Origin of the sequence: Nostoc sp. (genome assembly GCF_036916975.1) — a bacterium.
Taxonomy (GTDB): domain Bacteria; phylum Cyanobacteriota; class Cyanobacteriia; order Cyanobacteriales; family Nostocaceae; genus Nostoc.
In genome coordinates, this window is the sequence record NZ_JBALFF010000046.1 from 80371 (window position 1) to 97105 (window position 16735).

At 39.9% G+C, this 16735-nt stretch carries 17 protein-coding genes; 3 read left to right on the forward strand and 14 right to left on the reverse strand.

Going from position 1 to position 16735, the window contains the following annotated elements:
- Positions 1–70 precede the first annotated feature (70 nt).
- The 9 genes from V7K73_RS10705 to fdxB form a co-directional block, all read right to left on the reverse strand.
- Complete coding sequence (locus tag V7K73_RS10705; protein WP_334879710.1) at positions 71–655, reverse strand: hypothetical protein; 585 nt, start codon at positions 653–655, stop codon at positions 71–73.
- A gap of 1053 nt (positions 656–1708) precedes the next feature.
- Positions 1709–2203, reverse strand: coding sequence for an ArsC/Spx/MgsR family protein (locus tag V7K73_RS10710; protein WP_334879712.1), 495 nt, complete (start codon positions 2201–2203; stop codon positions 1709–1711).
- A gap of 69 nt (positions 2204–2272) precedes the next feature.
- A complete protein-coding gene (locus V7K73_RS10715; RefSeq protein WP_334879714.1) occupies positions 2273–2884 on the reverse strand; it encodes a cupin in 612 nt (203 codons plus the stop codon).
- Between the two features lie 5 nt (positions 2885–2889).
- Positions 2890–3063 carry a hypothetical protein gene (locus tag V7K73_RS10720; protein ID WP_334879715.1) on the reverse strand — a complete coding sequence of 58 codons (174 nt, stop codon included), beginning with the start codon at positions 3061–3063 and terminating at the stop codon, positions 2890–2892.
- 138 nt (positions 3064–3201) lie between these two features.
- Positions 3202–3687: a hypothetical protein gene (locus V7K73_RS10725; RefSeq protein WP_334879717.1), complete on the reverse strand. Its 486-nt coding sequence runs from the start codon at positions 3685–3687 to the stop codon at positions 3202–3204.
- Between the two features lie 274 nt (positions 3688–3961).
- Complete coding sequence (locus V7K73_RS10730) at positions 3962–4561, reverse strand: cytochrome c oxidase subunit 3 (RefSeq protein WP_334879719.1); 600 nt, start codon at positions 4559–4561, stop codon at positions 3962–3964.
- Positions 4562–4801: 240 nt separating this feature from the next.
- On the reverse strand, positions 4802–6490 hold the full coding sequence (gene ctaD, locus V7K73_RS10735) for a cytochrome c oxidase subunit I (protein ID WP_334879748.1): 1689 nt from the start codon (positions 6488–6490) through the stop codon (positions 4802–4804).
- A gap of 161 nt (positions 6491–6651) precedes the next feature.
- Positions 6652–7626, reverse strand: a complete 975-nt coding sequence (locus V7K73_RS10740; RefSeq protein WP_334879720.1) for a cytochrome c oxidase subunit II — start codon at positions 7624–7626, stop codon at positions 6652–6654.
- Positions 7627–8103: 477 nt separating this feature from the next.
- Entirely contained in the window at positions 8104–8397 is a 294-nt protein-coding gene (gene fdxB, locus V7K73_RS10745) for a ferredoxin III, nif-specific (protein WP_334879722.1), read from the reverse strand.
- A gap of 1155 nt (positions 8398–9552) precedes the next feature.
- Between fdxB and V7K73_RS10750 the strand changes: the two genes are divergently transcribed.
- Positions 9553–11142: a helix-turn-helix domain-containing protein gene (locus tag V7K73_RS10750; protein ID WP_334879724.1), complete on the forward strand. Its 1590-nt coding sequence runs from the start codon at positions 9553–9555 to the stop codon at positions 11140–11142.
- A gap of 57 nt (positions 11143–11199) precedes the next feature.
- Here the strand turns inward: V7K73_RS10750 and V7K73_RS10755 are convergent, their stop codons facing one another.
- Complete coding sequence (locus V7K73_RS10755) at positions 11200–12177, reverse strand: sucrase ferredoxin (RefSeq protein WP_334879726.1); 978 nt, start codon at positions 12175–12177, stop codon at positions 11200–11202.
- Between the two features lie 1110 nt (positions 12178–13287).
- On the opposite strand from V7K73_RS10755, the gene V7K73_RS10760 reads away from it, so the two are divergent.
- The gene (locus tag V7K73_RS10760) at positions 13288–14058 is read left to right on the forward strand and encodes a Mut7-C RNAse domain-containing protein (protein ID WP_334879750.1); all 771 of its coding nucleotides are present in this window, start codon (positions 13288–13290) and stop codon (positions 14056–14058) included.
- Between the two features lie 17 nt (positions 14059–14075).
- Here V7K73_RS10760 and V7K73_RS10765 read toward each other — a convergent pair whose 3' ends face one another.
- Positions 14076–14297: a hypothetical protein gene (locus V7K73_RS10765; protein ID WP_334879728.1), complete on the reverse strand. Its 222-nt coding sequence runs from the start codon at positions 14295–14297 to the stop codon at positions 14076–14078.
- A 99-nt stretch (positions 14298–14396) separates the two neighbouring features.
- Between V7K73_RS10765 and V7K73_RS10770 the strand changes: the two genes are divergently transcribed.
- On the forward strand, positions 14397–15386 hold the full coding sequence (locus tag V7K73_RS10770; RefSeq protein ID WP_334879730.1) for an ROK family protein: 990 nt from the start codon (positions 14397–14399) through the stop codon (positions 15384–15386).
- Here V7K73_RS10770 and mazF read toward each other — a convergent pair.
- The 3 genes from mazF to V7K73_RS10785 form a co-directional block, all read right to left on the reverse strand.
- The gene (gene mazF, locus V7K73_RS10775; RefSeq protein ID WP_334879732.1) at positions 15352–15708 is read right to left on the reverse strand and encodes an endoribonuclease MazF; all 357 of its coding nucleotides are present in this window, start codon (positions 15706–15708) and stop codon (positions 15352–15354) included. The two genes, V7K73_RS10770 and mazF, sit on opposite strands and share 35 nt — an antisense overlap.
- Positions 15695–15931, reverse strand: a complete 237-nt coding sequence (locus V7K73_RS10780) for an AbrB/MazE/SpoVT family DNA-binding domain-containing protein (protein WP_334879734.1) — start codon at positions 15929–15931, stop codon at positions 15695–15697. Before V7K73_RS10780 ends, mazF begins: the two co-directional genes overlap by 14 nt.
- Positions 15932–16033: 102 nt before the next feature.
- The gene (locus V7K73_RS10785; protein WP_334879736.1) at positions 16034–16621 is read right to left on the reverse strand and encodes a Uma2 family endonuclease; all 588 of its coding nucleotides are present in this window, start codon (positions 16619–16621) and stop codon (positions 16034–16036) included.
- Between the last annotated feature and the right edge of the window lie 114 nt (positions 16622–16735).

Consider the following 16735-nt stretch of genomic DNA (forward strand, 5'->3'; position numbering starts at 1 on the left):
CAATAGCGCAGGTACTTGCGAAAGATTATTACCATGCAAAACTCAGCCTACTGGCATGGCCGTAAAATCCTTAGCCGGGTCCGCCCGGACAGGACTCACTGGTACGGTTAATAGACCACCTAGCGCCTGTAAATCCTCCAGTGTAAGTAGGAGCCAGCCCAACCGTGCCGTTACCTGTCCTACCATCTAAATAGTTGGCACCGGGTATAGTGCCAAGGGATTGTATTGTGTAGTAAGTACCTCTACTAAATATAGACCACCTAGCGCCTGTAAATCCTCCAGTGTAAGTAGGAGCCAGCCCAACCGTGCCGTTAGCTGTTCTACCATCTAAATAGTCAGCACCGGGTATAGTGCCACAGGAGCGTATTGTGTAGTAGGAACCTCTACTAACTATAGACCACCTAGCCCCTGTAAATCCTCCAGCGAAACCAGGAGCCAGCCCAACCGTGCCGTTAGCTGTCCTACCATCTAAATAGTTGGCACCGGGTATAGTGCCAAGTGATTGTATTGTGTATGTACCATTTGGAATTCCAAATGGAATTGGACCTCTAAATTGTGCTTGCACAATCGCCTGAGTTTCTACTACACAAGCAATTCCGGCAACAAAACCGACCGCTACCTTTACAATTCGACGCCGAGAGAAACTATTAAACATACTAAAGTCCTACAAATTACGGATAGAGCCGAGATACGCACCAAATTAGGACACGATTTTAATAAACGTAAAGAACAATCTAAGAGGATGTTTGAAAAGTATTTTTGGTAACATCAAAGCCTCGAAAATCTAACCCCCCTCCTTGCCTACAAGGCAATGGGGGCTTCAAAGCCTCTCTTTTTGTAGGCTATCCTTTCCCGGATCTTTCTTAACATTTGACAGAGTATTCACTCACATTTTTATAACCCTTATTCGTTCGTCGTTAATTCTCAATAAAAACCTAATTTTAGCGATGATATTAAGAGCCAACTTGTCAAGTATGCCTGATACCTCAATGTTCAAGATGCTTGCAAAATAAGGGTTATAAAATTGTAAAGAAAGATGTAACTAATGGATAGCCTTGTAAGAGAGAGGAATGGAAGCGAGGTTTTTAATATATATTTTGATTTTTCAAACATCCTCTAACGGCGCAGTAACTGAACGCCCAACTTCCTTAGATCGGCAGCGTAACACAAAGTGCAAAAGCTGCTCAAATCTGTCATTTATTAACTGTCGCTAAGTAAGTGGGCGAGAAAATTCCCAAGTATGTAACGAAATGTAAAGTCAGCACATATACAAAATCTTTGTTTCAGGCTCTTTACAAAACTAAACATATATTGGTTTTATCGTGCCTACCTACTTATCCTAAGCCATACTATTTAAGCCGATGAATGATAGTAGGTTATTGGTTTACATTGACGTATCTGTTAACAAATAAAATAATACACTTATATAAAAAATCATCTATTGAAGTAAATAAATTAAAATATTAACTATACAGTTAGATATTTCTAAGTAAAATAACTTAGAAAATTTGTGAAAAATTATGAGGGGGTAAATTTTATGCGAATCCCCTTTTTCCCTTCCTGGTAAAAAAAGGGTGTGTTAATTTTTGCAAGTCGAAACGATCGCATTGTCAGTAAAAACCCCACCCACCAAAGCTACGCTTTATCTCCCCCCCCTGAAAAGCTCTTAGGGTTTGGGGGTGGGGTGTTAGGGACTTTCGCAAGAAGTCTAATGACTACACTTGCCTTGCTTTTGATGCTGTTCACCCTGCTGATTATGGTGATGATGCCCATGATCATGGCCGTGAGAACAGCCTTGCAAATTCTCCTTCATGAGATTGTCGCTGATTGCTTGCAAAGATTCATCCACAGCTTGTAAGCCAATCCAAGCATCAATCTTTTGTAGATCAAATCCTACCTCGCGCTGTTCGCCTACTTCTAACAAAGGACGGCGAATTAACAGCGGCTCTTTCAGCATCAGCCCCAAAGCGGTATCTGCATCAATTTTTTCAGGAACCACCTCACCAGATTTTATCTTTGGGGCGGAAGGATTAAACCATTCGGCTACGGGGCGATCGCCAAAAAATGAACGCAACCGCTCAACTGTCCAAGATTCTGTTAGCAGGTTGTATGGTATCACCTCATGTCCAGCAGCTGTTAGCAAAACTTTTTGCTTAGTACCACCTTTGCAGCCTGGTTTGCTATAAAATATTACTCTTGCCATTTAACTACCTCGCTGTAGAATACTATTCGTTTTTAGGAGCGCCCAAATGTGCGCCCCTACCGCGTAATGCTAAAAGTTTTTAGCACTACACTTAACCGAGTCAAACTCAAATCTTTCACTCGGATCAGTTTCGCCGTAGATGTTAAAAGTCACAGTTGGTTCATCACCCATTGCTTCTACACTGTGAATTGCATCGGGAGTGAAGCTAATAATATCCCCTGGAAATAGATTTATCTCTCCCGTCGATTCAATTTTGTCCTGAAAATCTGGGCTAGGAGTGCGTCGCCAAAAAGTATTTTTTTCTTGACCTTTTAACACCGCCACTATTCCCCACGTCCCATGATTATGAATGGTTGATCGGGTTCCCGGTGCAAATGTTACTACTTGCACTGTCAACGGAAAACCCAATTCATCATATAGGAGTAAAACAGAGGTTCCCGTTTTGGGCGAAGGCTCTAAATATTGACTTCGCACCCAGTAGGAATTCACTATCAAGCGCCTTACAAGCATTCGGATTTCTGGTAGACGACTGGTTTGATCGTCCACACTATTGAGAACATCTTCGACTTCAGTTAAAAACCGATAAACCCGATAATTTTCTCTCAATAAATCCCATGATCTCACAGCTTTACAGGCTTGATATTGACCGTCTCCCGTTAGCAGCCAATCCTTACCTTTCATAACTTTTAAATTGATAGCTGAGAAGATTGGATGATAATGATCGGAGAGACATTAGGAATATTATTACCTCCAGGAAGTTTAGTAGGTACGGTGATAGGAGGAAAGATAGAGTTACTATCAGTAGCTGCTCCTAATAACGAGTAAGAGGAATATGATGTGGTAGATAACCAATTGTTCATGATTGTTCAGTAAAAGGGAATTGAGAATTGGCAATTGGGAATTGGGGATTGCGGATTGGGGATTGGGGATTGAGCATGAGTTATTCTCCTTGTCCCCTCATCTCCCCACTCTTTCTTGTCGAGATGTGCATTGACTAATTAATCATCTTCTTCTGCTGGACGTGTCAAAATATCCAGGAGAGTTCCGGCACCAAAATCATGCTTTTCGTCTATTTCTTTGACTTTAGCACTGATTTCTTTCGCTTCTTCGATTGCTCCCAAGTTTGCTAGTACCAATCCAGAAGCAGCATAAGCATTTAAGTACAATCGAATTTGTGGGTCTTCTTTGCGATTGACTAATATAGGCTTAAGTTGCTCCCAGTCATCAGGCAAGTTTTCTATTTCTTTAATTTTATCTAATAATTTGGCTGTTGTTTGTAATGCAAGAGAATAATTATTTTTATAATAGAAAAATCTATATGCTGCTACCAAGACATCTGTATTATCACCAGTTTTCGCTAAAGCTTGTTGAATATATTTTTCTGATTCTGATGTGTTATCCCAGGTTTGTGCAGCTAAAATTAATAGATTTTTGATGTCCTCTGGAACCTGGAACCATGAAAAATTATTTGTATTAGTTTGCATAATAAATTCCTGAATAGTTAGGAGTTAGGAGTTAGGAGTTAGGAGTTAGGAGTTAAGAGTTAGGAGTTAGGAGTTAGGAGTTAGGAGTTAGGAGTTAAGACTTAGGAGTTAGGAGTTAGGAGTTTAAGAAAATCGTTAATCTAAATCTTTTAACTTCCGTTGTGCAGGCGATATTTTTTGTTAAACTCGTCCCTACAACTCTTAGTTTTTAACTTCTAACTCCTAACTTTTAACTCCTAACTTCTAACTTCTAACTTTTGACTCCTAACTTTTGTTAAAACAAAGTAAGAACGTACACCAAGGTGAATAAAACAATCCAGATAATGTCTACGAAGTGCCAGTAAATTTCTGTCATTTCGATGAAAGTATGATTGGTTGCAGAATATTCACCGGGAAGACGCGATCGCCACAATGCACGTAATATCAATAACAGTCCCACAAAAACGTGCAAACCGTGGAACCCTGTCATGATATAAAAGCAGTTGGCGAAGACGTTGGTAGTCAGACGGTATGCTAAAGTTGAATACTCATAAACCTGACCACCTAAGAAAATTGCCCCCATGATTGCGGTAATTGCGTACCACAGTTGCATTCCCTTGACGTTATTCTTTTTAATCGCCGTATCACCGAAGTGAATCACGAAACTACTAGACACTAGGATAATGGTGTTAATCGTCGGTACAAGTAGTTCTACTTCGCTTCCTTCTGGAGGCCAAACTGCTGTACTGCTCCGAAAAAACAAATAAGTGGCAAAAAATCCGCCAAACATCAGGGATTCAGAAGCGAGGAACGTCAACAATCCCCAAACTCTTAAATCTGGATGTTCTTCGTGTCCTGCACTGTGATCTTCGCTTGTGGTTGTAGCTATAGTCATAGATTTTTTGACAATATTATGCGCTGCGTCTGTTGTGCAAGCTTGAATAAAGAATGAAGTCTGAAGCGGCAAAATTTTCATTCTTCATCCAAAATCCTTGTTTAACCGATCTTTAATCTCTTTACTCTGTGTTCTCTGCGCCTCTGTGGTTAGAAGTAATTTATTTAACCGCAGAGGCGCAGAGAGCGCTGAGAGAAAAAAGAGATTTTACTAGTCACCTTGAAAGGGCTACTCTACTAACTAAGCACTAGCTGATGGCGTTGCAGATGGCTGTATTTCGTTACTATGATCGTGACCGTAGTCATAAGGACCATGAGTCACAACCGGCAACACTTCCCAGTTTTCAATTGCAGGTGGCGAGCTAGTTGTCCATTCTAAGGTCAAAGCTTGCCAAGGATTATCACCAGCCAAAGGCCCTTTCAGCCAACTGTAGATCATGTTGACGGTGAAAGGAATTACCGATATCGCCAAAACAAATGAACCAAAGGTACAAATTTGATTGAGGTCGATAAATTGGGGGTCATACATTGCCACTCTTCGGGGCATTCCTTTTAAACCCAACTCGTGCATAGGTAAAAAGGTCAGATTGGTACCGATGAAGGTAAGGGCAAAGTGAATGCGTGCCAAGCTTTCATTCAACATTCGTCCGGTCATTTTGGGGAACCAGTGATAAATGCCGGCGTAAATGCCAAACACGGAACCGCCAAACAGAACGTAATGGAAATGTCCTACTACATAATATGTGTCGTGGACGTGAACATCAAAGGGGGCTGTTCCCATCGTCACACCACTTAAGCCACCCATGACAAACATAGATAACAAGCCAATAGCGAAAAGCATCGCACCTGTGAAGCGGATTTTACCACCCCAGAGGGTAGCAACCCAGGCAAAAATCTTTACGCCAGTCGGAACTGCAACTATAAGAGTAGAGATAGTGAAGAACATCCGCATCCAACCGGGTGTACCACTGGTAAACATGTGGTGTACCCAGACGAACAAACCGACAACGCAGATGGCTACACTAGAATAAGCGATCGCTTTATAACCAAAAATTGGCTTGCGGGCGTGAACTGGAATTACCTCCGACATGATGCCGAAGATCGGCAGAATCATTAAATACACTGCCGGGTGGGAATAAAACCAGAATAAGTGTTGATAAATTACAACGTTACCGCCTGCATCTGGTTTAAAGAAGGAGGTGCCAAAGTTGAGGTCAAACAATAGCAGAATTAAACCGGCTGCTAATACAGGTGTGGAGAGAAGCGCCAGTAGAGAAGTTGCCAAGATTGCCCAGCAAAATAGGGGAACTTGATCCCATTTCATGCTAGGAACCTTCATCATCAAAATGGTAATCACAAAGTTCAGTGAACCCAAAATTGAAGAAGTTCCCACCAAAACGATCGCAAGTATCCACATAGTTTGAGCAATTGGTGCTGTTACCAAACTCAACGGTGGGTAAGCTGTCCAACCAGATTGCGAACCGCCAAAAATGAAACTACCTAAAATCAGCGCACCTGCTGGTGGATTTAACCAAAAAGCGATCGCGTTCAGCTTCGGGAAAGCCATATCCCTAGCACCGACCATCAACGGCACTAAATAGTTACCAAATCCCCCAATGGCGCTGGGGACAATCCACAGGAAGATCATAATCGTCCCGTGATTGGTCATGAAAGCGTTATACAGATTGGGGTCGAGTACGTCTGCATCTGGTGTTGCTAATTCGACACGGAGAGCAACAGCCATCAGTCCGCCGATGAGATAGAACACAAACGCCGTCACTAGATATTGGATACCAATAACCTTGTGGTCAACATTAAATGTAAAATAGTCTTGCCATTTCCACGCCTTCGGGTGGGAGGTATGGCCAGCCACCATTTTCGGTTTCTTTTCTTCTGGTGGAGTATTCCGAGGAAATTCTACCTGTGTCATATTTTTGTCCTTTGTCTTTTGTCCTTTGTCATTTGTCTTTTGTCCTTTGTCTTTTGTCCTTTGTCCGTTGTCATTTGTCCGTTGCCATTTGTCAGTTACCAATAACTAATGACCAATGACTAATGACCAATGACCAATGACCAATGACCAATAACTAATGACTAATGACTAATGACCAATGACTCTAGAGTTGCTGCACTAATTCCCATATCATGGGTGTGGGGTGCGAGAAACTCTGATTTTGATAAGTCGGCTGGATTAATTGCAACGACTTGATTTAAATTTTGCTGTTGAGCAATTTGGTTTTCTGTGCGCCAGCTATTATATTCTTCTGGTGTGTGGACAATTACCTGTGTCCGCATTGAACCGTGATAACCACCGCACAATTCAGCACAAACTACGGGATATGTACCTGGTTTGGTGGCGACAAATCGTAGTTCGGTAGGGATACCAGGAAGTGCATCTTGTTTCAAGCGGAAGTTTGGCACCCAGAATGAGTGAATTACATCTTGTGCTGAAAGGTTGAGTTGTACATCAGCACCGACGGGTATGTGCAATTCCCCAGAGGTAATGCCACTATCAGGGTAATTAAATATCCAGGCGTACTGTATACCTTTGACATCAACAACTAAGTCGGCTGGTTTGTTTAGAGTTTGAGGAGACGCGCCAATACCAATTGTTGGGGCAATTGTTGCTTCAGTATCGCTTAATGTAGCTGCGATCGCACTCCCCGGTATATGAGCAACATGAGCCGCTGAATGCGGATGACCCGCAGGTTCAAAGCCTCCCATTCGGTTAAAAACATCTACACTGTAGATGCCCAAAAGGAGGACAATCACTGTTGGAATTGCTGTCCAAAAGACTTCTAAGGGCAAGTTACCTTCTATTGACACCCCATCGGTATCGTCACCCGGACGGCGACGAAACTGAATCAAAAAAACTACAATTGTTCCTTCTACCACTAAAAAGAGTGCGATCGCAATGGTAAACATGACGCTGAAAAAACCGTCTACCAAAGGCGCTTGTAACGATGCTTGCACCGGCATCAGAGTGTGATTCTGACCAATCCAAATGCTGATTGCTGTAACTACTATCCCAGCAACCAGAGTCCATAGTGAAACAGGAACTTGTTGCATACATGCTACCTGTATAAACAGTCTTTAAAGGTGTGATTTTCTGGTATTAGGTATTTAGACGCTGGGCATTCTTATCTATTCCCCATTCCCTATTCCCCATTCCCTTTTCACTTATTAACTTTCTAACGTGCAGCCATAAAAAATGGGGGAAACTTCCAGATTTTTTCCATATCTTTCCCCCATAAACTTACAAATTATATTTCAACTCCTATGAAAAAGGTAGCCCCCTGCTCCCAGAAAAGCTAGTTGTTCCAAGAGGACACTGTTAGACCTAATATTGATTAGGCTATATTAGCAGCAAGTTTAATTTTGTTAATATCTGACATTTAGCGATTTACGGATTTGTTTCCTGTGAACTTTTTATTAGTTCAAGTAAATATTTAATATTCCCCTCAAGTTACCTTGCCTAGCACATTTGCGTGTTTTACAAACAGTGCCTCCTTGAATGAACAACAATTTTTACTAACTTCAAAAACCTTAGTTGTTTAATGCAACATGCGTGTAGCAATTCTTGGGGCAAATCCGTGAACAAGCTTCACAACCAATACAGTTCTCTGGAGAAGTAACTGCCATTACTTTCCGTTCAATTTCTTCATCATCTTCATCTTCTACAAACTCGCCTTCTTCATTGAGTGCCTTCAAACCTAGCACATTATAACCGCATACTTTAACGCATCTGCCACAGCCGATACATTTTTCCTTGTCAATTTCTTGAGCAAATTTTGGTGTCCAAGCCTTACCGCCAAATGTCAAACCTGTTACTTGTGCCATGAATAATCCTTCGGCAATTTTGCCTGCAAATCTGTTTGTGCATTAATCATCATATTATCCTAATCTTTTATTGTTTTATATTCAAAAATTACTTTTTAATCATCAAATTTCGATGACTTTGAACACAAAGTTAGATTATTTTGAATTTCCAAAATATAGATCAAGTTATTGATAATAATTGTCTAGTCGTAAGAGCAAAAGTAGCCAGTTCATAGTGTGTGTTGGTGAAAAAAAGGATAGTTATTATTTACAGCAGATACAACTAAGTAAGTGGGTCAAATTAAATATAAAACCTCACGCTCTATCCGGCTTCCCTCTCCTTATTAAGTAAGGAGAGGGATTGAGGAAAACCTCACGCTCTATCCGGCTTCCCTCTCCTTATTAAGTAAGGAGAGGGATTGAGGAAAACCTCACCCTGCCTCCGGCTTCCCTCTCCTTAACAAGGAGAGGGATTGAGGGTGAGGTTTGATCTTATATTTAATTACGCCTACCTACTTATCTCCATAATAGTGATGATATTATTTTTCAAATATTTTTATGAGCAGGCAGAGAAATTTATGCAAATAGTATTTACTTATACAAAATAAAATGTTTATAAGTAACATTTTCATATATGCAATATGTATTTTCAAAGCCAACATTTTTTTAATTTTGTTGAATTATTTTATTTATATAAATGATGACAAAAGATATTATTTGTTTATTTCAACAAAGTAAAGCTATTATAAAGGAACTGTAAAGTAAGTAGCAGAATATTATCATGCATTAGATATTAAAATCATTAATAAATCAGATGAAATTCAATTAGAACAGGTTTCAATGTTTTCTAAAAAAACTTTATTGTCAAAGCGAAAATGTTCATTAAATTATATTTTAAACAAATATTAACTTTTTTTGAAAGCTCGGTACGAACAAATTAATCATTATTTCTATGAAATGTATAGTTAATAAATAAGTTTTATCCGGCTCGGTTTTAAAGCTTTAAATAGCTTCCAATTGGATGCGAACTCAAAATATGGATGTGGGGAGTGAGTGTGGTGAGAAAAGATTATTCTCGCCAGAAAGATAATGTGGTAGCGAGTCATGAATAAACAGGACTCATCCAGGGGAGACCTGAGCCAGACATCTCAACGATTAGAGTGGGAAAAGAGCCAAATGCCTTATACAATTCCTAACAACAGTTGCGTTGGATGTGACAACTGCCGCCCCCAATGTCCTACGGGTGCAATCAGAATAGAGGACAATGAATATTGGATTGATCCTGCTCTTTGTAATAATTGTGAGGGCTATTATTCAGAACCGCAATGTGTAATAGCTTGTCCAACAAATTCTCCGATTCCTTGGCAGTCAAAAAAGGGGAGATGCAAAGTAGAACCGAGAGATGCTAGCAGTTTAGACTTGTTTTCTAACGGCAAGAATAACCCATTTGCTTCAGCGATCGCAATTTGGGAAGCTTGTAATGTATTAGCACAACGCACATCGCTACATTGGGAAACCGATAAAGAGGGTTACATAAGTTACAGCCGACAAATCAATCAAGGCCGAGGTGCGATCGCTTTTCACATCCAAGATCCATTCAAAGTTAACGACAAGGCCACAGATTTAGCAGGAGTTGAGGGGCTTGACATCAGAGCCGCTTGCATACATCTAATTTTTGCAGCTTATGCTACAGCTTTAGATCAACCTTGGGAGCAAGAATTTGCGATCGATGAGCGACAAATTGAGAAATATTTAGGGATGGAGAAACGCAAAGATTTAAGTAAAGCTGCCAAACTAGCTTTAATGAAAAATCTTGTCCAGCAAGCTTGCTCTTTGATTATCTCCATTGATTGGCCTCAACAAGGTCGAATTAACGGATTCTCTATTACAAGCAGCCGCTTATGGCACTTAGTAGATATCCAGCACCACTTTCAAGAAGACAATCTCGGATGCAAATATCTTATTGGGCTAACTTTTAAAGTAAAAGCAGGCTTATGGGCGCAATATTTCTTAAACAAACAAGCATGTAAAGAGCGAACCGCATTTTATCAATATGGCAGTCTCCCCAAAACGTTGCTAACCACAGTCATGAGTATTTGGCAGCAACATGAAGGCGCAGTCCGATTAATGCTGTGGTTGCTGTTTAAAACCAAAATGGGCAAAGAACAACGTATTACTATTCCTACCTTGCTGCGTATTGCTTACGGTGAAGAAAAAGTCGCCCTTGCATCCAGACAACGAGAAGAACGCAAACGTCTGCTGCGAACTTTTGAAAGCGATTTGGAAATTCTCAATCACTATGGAATGAAAGCACTTTTCGATCCAGTTACCTATCCGCCAGAAATTCAACCTTTATGGGCGAAATTAGTTGATCTTCCAGAAGATCCAGATGAAGCATTAGAATTTTGGACTAATGACGGTGGTGCCGAAACCCGCCTCACAGACACAGGCCCCCGTGGTAAATGGAATCTCTTAATGAATGCGCGGATTTTGGCTTTTGAACTCCCACCAGAATGGGAACAGCAAATCTCAGAATCGGAAAAAAAGAAAACAAGAACAGCTAAAGCCAAAAGGAAGCCCAAAGCTACAAACGATTTGCTGGGTGAACAGATTTTGCAAGCACGAAAAAATTTGAATCTCTCCCAAAGAGAATTGGCAAAGCTTACAGGTAAAAGCCAAAGCTGGATTCGAGATATTGAAAATGGCCGTCTAAAAGCCAAATTAGAAGATCAAGTACTTTTACGAAAAGTGCTAAATATGACTTAATCTTAATTCGGAATTTAAACGTGCTGCCTCGCCTCTGCGTTTAAAAAATCTCCTCTTTTAATTACTATAACTCATCACCTTACTAGAAGTAAGCCAAAGACTACCGACAGCATATTTAGTAACTACCAACTCTCGTGTAGCATTGCATGAACTCTTCAGTTGTTGAGTCTTAGTTTCATCTTTTACAAGTTTAGCCTGGTAAGTGTAGACAGAACCAGAAGGTTGTTCAAAACTTAGCTCACCCAGAATAGTATTATTATCTAAACTTTGCTCTAAAATTTTGCCTGCAACTTTGTAATTAAACCAATCCCACCCATTGCAAAGCATTAGTTCTCTTTCCAAAACCTGAAGTGCAGCAGGCAGAATTCCCCAGCCTCGATACACTTTATTTAAGCATTGAATATCACCAGTCCGAGCCAAAATCGATCTAAATGAATCTATATCTATACGACCGTAATATCTTCCTTCTGGCAAGTCTATAATTGTTGGTGCAAAACGATGTCCGCCAAAGTGCGATGATTTCCAAATTCGCACATTATCCAAACACAAATCAGCGTTCCTTGCTGTAACATTGAAGTAAAAAGGAGCGCCATATCTGGCACAACATTTATCATGGCTACCGTGGGTACAAACTAAAATATCTCTAGTTTTACTAGTTTCTATCTCAGAATTAGAACTGATACCCCATAAGCATTTTTGGACAACTGCTGCTACTTGTTCAATATTTGCTAGCTTAAACTCTTTTTTATGGTATCCATTACTTAGCCCTTCTTCTTTTTGATAAATCAGAAGTGTAGTGTGATTTACCTTATGTGATACATCATTAGCAATTAAAAGAAATCTAATTGGTAGTTTAGCACGCTTTACTTCTTCTACCAAAATTCTCAAATTCTGGGGTACCCATTTGGAATTAAAGGCTTCTGATGTCCAAGGTAAAGGACACTCAACTAAAATATAAGTTTGAGAATTGGTGGCGCTACCAATAACATCTTCTCCTACTTGCCGTGAATCGTCAGAACAAAAAAAAGTATTCATCTCGCTGTACTCATTAGCGTATTCTCTGGACAAAAGGTATAACAAAATACAATTGTGTTCTTAGCTACAATATCCTTGGCTAAAGGAGATAAAAAAGAACAATATTCATTTCCTAGTTAAAAGTAGGTATCCACTTTATAACATCATTACTGATCGAGGTCTTTCCGGTTAATAAAGTCTCCACAATAGAGATAAACAGCATCAAAATAGATTTTTCCGTATGCGCGGCGTTAATTTTGTATCTAGTTTTATTGTTATTTGGTATCTTGTAAATTTCCACTTGCTGAAGCTCGGCTTTTCTCAACTTGGTTTTTTTCGCAAAATCAAATATATTTAATCTTGGGCGTAGATGCAAAGCAGCTTGTCGTCAGACATCGCTTGGAGAGTAACAGGCAATCAACTTGCTTATAATATGTATGTAGCTGATATTACAATCAAAAATATTGCTAGCAGCAACATAATTATTTAAAGTTTTGCTGAATTTTTTTACATAGCTAGTTACAGTTGTTGTTTTTACATATAAAGATATAAATTTTTGTTGTTTTTGTTTGAGCATATTCCTAAAAGTAGATGCGAGGAGTCCTGGTAAATAGGTGATAATTTGGTAAGTCAATACTGTTTTAAAACTTTTTTATTATATTTATCGCTCATCTTGCGAATAATTATCAATTAGCTGAGAAAAAATAAAGACAATTAAATCAGGGGTAAATGCTTTGTACCCCTTACTTCATGCGAGATAAGTTAATAATCAAAAATAGTGACTAATTATTAGTAGCGTCACTAAGATCAACATTAACAAATCTGGTATATTTACCCTTTTACTTAATCTAACTTCCTGAAGCTTATGTCAGGGTTTGATTATATGCCTCTGCCTTGACTGTAGCTGAACTCAATAATAAATGCAAGTATTTAAGAATCTTTCTAATTCTTTTACCGTTTGTCGCCTCTAGAAGGTTGCTTAAATCAAGATTAATGGTTATTTAATAGTGGATAGCTGACTTAAGTAAGTATTGATTCATTGAATACAATAGATAAATTTTTGCAATTGTGACAAATTGTTAGCAGTAAGGGTACAGTTGTGTGCCTCTATTAATTCCAAGATTTTTGAGTATGGCGATCGCATATTTCTATTTTCATGGAGAATTGAATCATTTTTTACCACGGCATCATCAGCAGGTGAAAATCTCCCATTTTTTTGAAGAGAGAGCCTCAATTAAGGACATGATTGAGTCGTTGGGTGTCCCTCATCCAGAAGTTGATTTTATAAATGTTAATGGTAACTATGTAAATTTTTCTTACATAGTTTTGGATAGAGATACTATCAATGTTTATCCAATTTCTGCTAGGTCTACTATTATACCAAGCGTTTCGGTTATGCCAGAAGCACTTAGTATTATGCGCTTTGTTTTAGATATCCATTTGGGTAAGCTTGCGACATCTCTACGACTTTTAGGTTTTGATACTTTATACCGCAATGATTACGAGGATGCGAAATTAGCCCAGATATCCTACAGCCAAGGGCGAATTCTCTTGACTCGTGATAAGGGTTTATTAATGCGTAGTTTGGTAACGTATGGGTATTACGTTAGAAATATTAACCCTCAACAACAAATCATAGAAGTACTACAACGCTACGACTTGTTTAAATTAATCTCACCATTTAAACGGTGTTTGCCCTGCAATGGATTACTAGAACCTGTAGATAAGCAATCCATTATTGATCAAGTGCCAGAAAATGTGCGATGCCTACGGCGGCAAGCTACGCAGATTGATATATTCCGGCGTTGCCAAGACTGCGATCGCATTTATTGGAAAGGTTCACATTATGAACGATTGCAACATTTTATTGACAAAGTACTCAACTCACAAAGAGATGAGTAAGTTAGTAATGGCAATATTCAACCAGCTGAAATATTGCCACTAATTATTTGACTACCCCCGATTCTTGGATCTTCATCTCCGCTATTCAAATCATCAGGAGTGGGGTTTAGCTTACTCTCTCCAGTTACTTCTTCTGGTTCAATGGGATCTGCCTCTTGAGCTTTATCGAGATCAATAGAGCGAGGAGGTTCTTTAGCGTGAGAGAAATCGATAAGTGGGTTGGATTGATCGGGAGTCATAAGTTGCTAAATTATACAGTCTTCTTTAGTGTTGAATTTATTTTGCTTAGTAACATCTTTCTTGAGAAATAAACCACTTATTATAAAAAATAAAAAACTATGACATTAATTTTAGCTCTCGATTTTGGCGGAACTAAATTGGCGGCAGCAACGGTAAATGTCGGTTCTAGAAAGTGGTTGCGTTATGAACGTCGTCTCTCGCCAGTAGGTGCAAATGCTAGTACTGACTTGGAAATTATGCGATCGCTAATATACTCTCTGCTAGAAGACACAAAACCGGCTGCGATCGGTGTCAGTTTTGGCGGGCCTGTAGATGCTTCTACGGGGATGGTGCGACTATCTCATCATGTGGCTGGATGGGAAAATATTCCTCTCAAAGGGTTGTTGGAGGAGGAGTTTGGCGTGAGTGTTGGTGTAGATAATGATGCTAATGTTGCTGCTTTGGGTGAACATCGTTTTGGTGCGGGACAGGGATACGATAGCCTGTTTTATATAACTGTCAGCACTGGTGTGGGTGGTGGTTGGATACTCAACGGCCAACCTTGGCGGGGTGCTGGTGGGATGGCTGGGGAAATTGGCCATATCGTTGTAGATCCTGCTGGGCCAGTTTGTTTGTGTGGGAAGCGGGGATGTGTGGAACGTTTGGCGTCTGGGCCTTATATGGCACAAAATGTTAGGGAAATTTTGGAGAACGAACCGCAGAGGCGCAGAGGACTCAGAGATGGAGAGGTTTTGAGGGGTTTGGTGGGGGATGATTTAACGTTGCTGACGGGGCAGTTGGTAAGTGAGGCGGCGGCGGCTGGGGATGATTTGGCGAAGGAAGTATTGCACAAGGCTGCTTGGGCGCTGGGTGTGGGTATTGGCAATGTGGCGAATTTGATGAATCCGCAGCGGTTTGTGTTGGGGGGCGGTGTGACGAAGGCGGGGGAGGATTTTTGGCGGGTGGTGCGTCAGGTGGCGCGGGAGACGGCTTTACCAGAAGTTGATTTTGAAATTATCCCGGCTACGTTGGGGGATGATGCGCCGTTGTGGGGGGCTGTGGCGATCGCTTCTATTATGGTAAAGGCATTAAAGTTCTCAGTAGAGTAATTACCTCAACTGTGACTTCATCTGGTGCCTTGCAAGCAAACTCGGCTTTTCTTTCTTGCCAATCGAAAGACTTCACCTGATCTGCTAGCACTACTCCTGATACTGCTAAACCCTCTGAAACAGGTACTTCAAAAGGATAGCCCTTGACTTTCGTAGTAATCGGACATACTAAGGCCAGTCGAACTCGACGATTATATTTAAGTGGTGAGATGACAAGAGCAGGACGCCTACCTGCTTGCTCACGTCCAATTTGAGGCGTGAAGTTTATCCAAATAATATCACCCTGTTTCGGTATGTATAATTCAGAATCAGAATATTTCATAACCTACAGGCTTTCCACTGTCAATTTCACCATGTAAATTATCGGGTGTTACTCGTGACAGTAGTTCATCAAGGTCATGTATTTTTTCAGTTAAGTAAGGTACATTGCTCCTAATGCTTTGCAATGCTAAAGATTCTATAGATTGACCACTTAACTCAGCAAGATGATGCAATTGTTCAAACAGGGATTCTGGAATTTCTAACGTTAGTTTTTGGTTAGTCATCTTTCACCAGATTTGATTGTTGTTTTCTTTAATTATGAGTCTTACATTTAAAATTAACATTTTTAGCAATATTCAAATGTTTTCTGTTATTTAAACCTCCTATTACTGCTGAATACCCTGGCGAAATTCTCTAATAGCTTCCAAGGGAGACGACAACAAAATACAACGATTGAGCAAGGATATATCTAATTCTGGTAATAGCTCACTTGTAACAACTTTCTCATATTCTTGTTCTCGTAAACAGTAAACTTCAATTGTGCCATCTTCCCAAAACCAAACTTCCGGGACTTGCATTAATTTGTACTTATGTAACTTTATCGGACTACCGCTAGTAATTACTACTTCAATGCACAAGTCTGGTACAGGTTTGTCGATTCCAAAGCAATAAGATAAATCTGCTTGATATTCTACTATCTCAGGAATAACCTGGCTAAAACTCCCACTAGGAAAAAATTCAATACCTTGTTCCACGAAATATTGTCCCAAAAGCAAACTAATTAAACACTTAATTACTTCATGAGGCTTACCAATACTAACTATTTCTAAGATTTCGTCACAATAAAATAATCGCACCCCTGGTACATTTTCAAAGCTAGCTTGAATCGCTTGAAACTGTTCCCAACTTAACCCACGTTTGGAGAAGTGTTGTTCTTCTGGGAAGTTCACAGCATTTTCTAACGTTTGAGCCATAATATTTTTCACTCTTGCAGTTAAGTAGGTAGACAAGATAAAACCAAACTATGTAACGAAAAGTAAAATCTCTGTATTTGGCTCGTAGTTGCGCTTTAGCGCTAAAGCGCAACT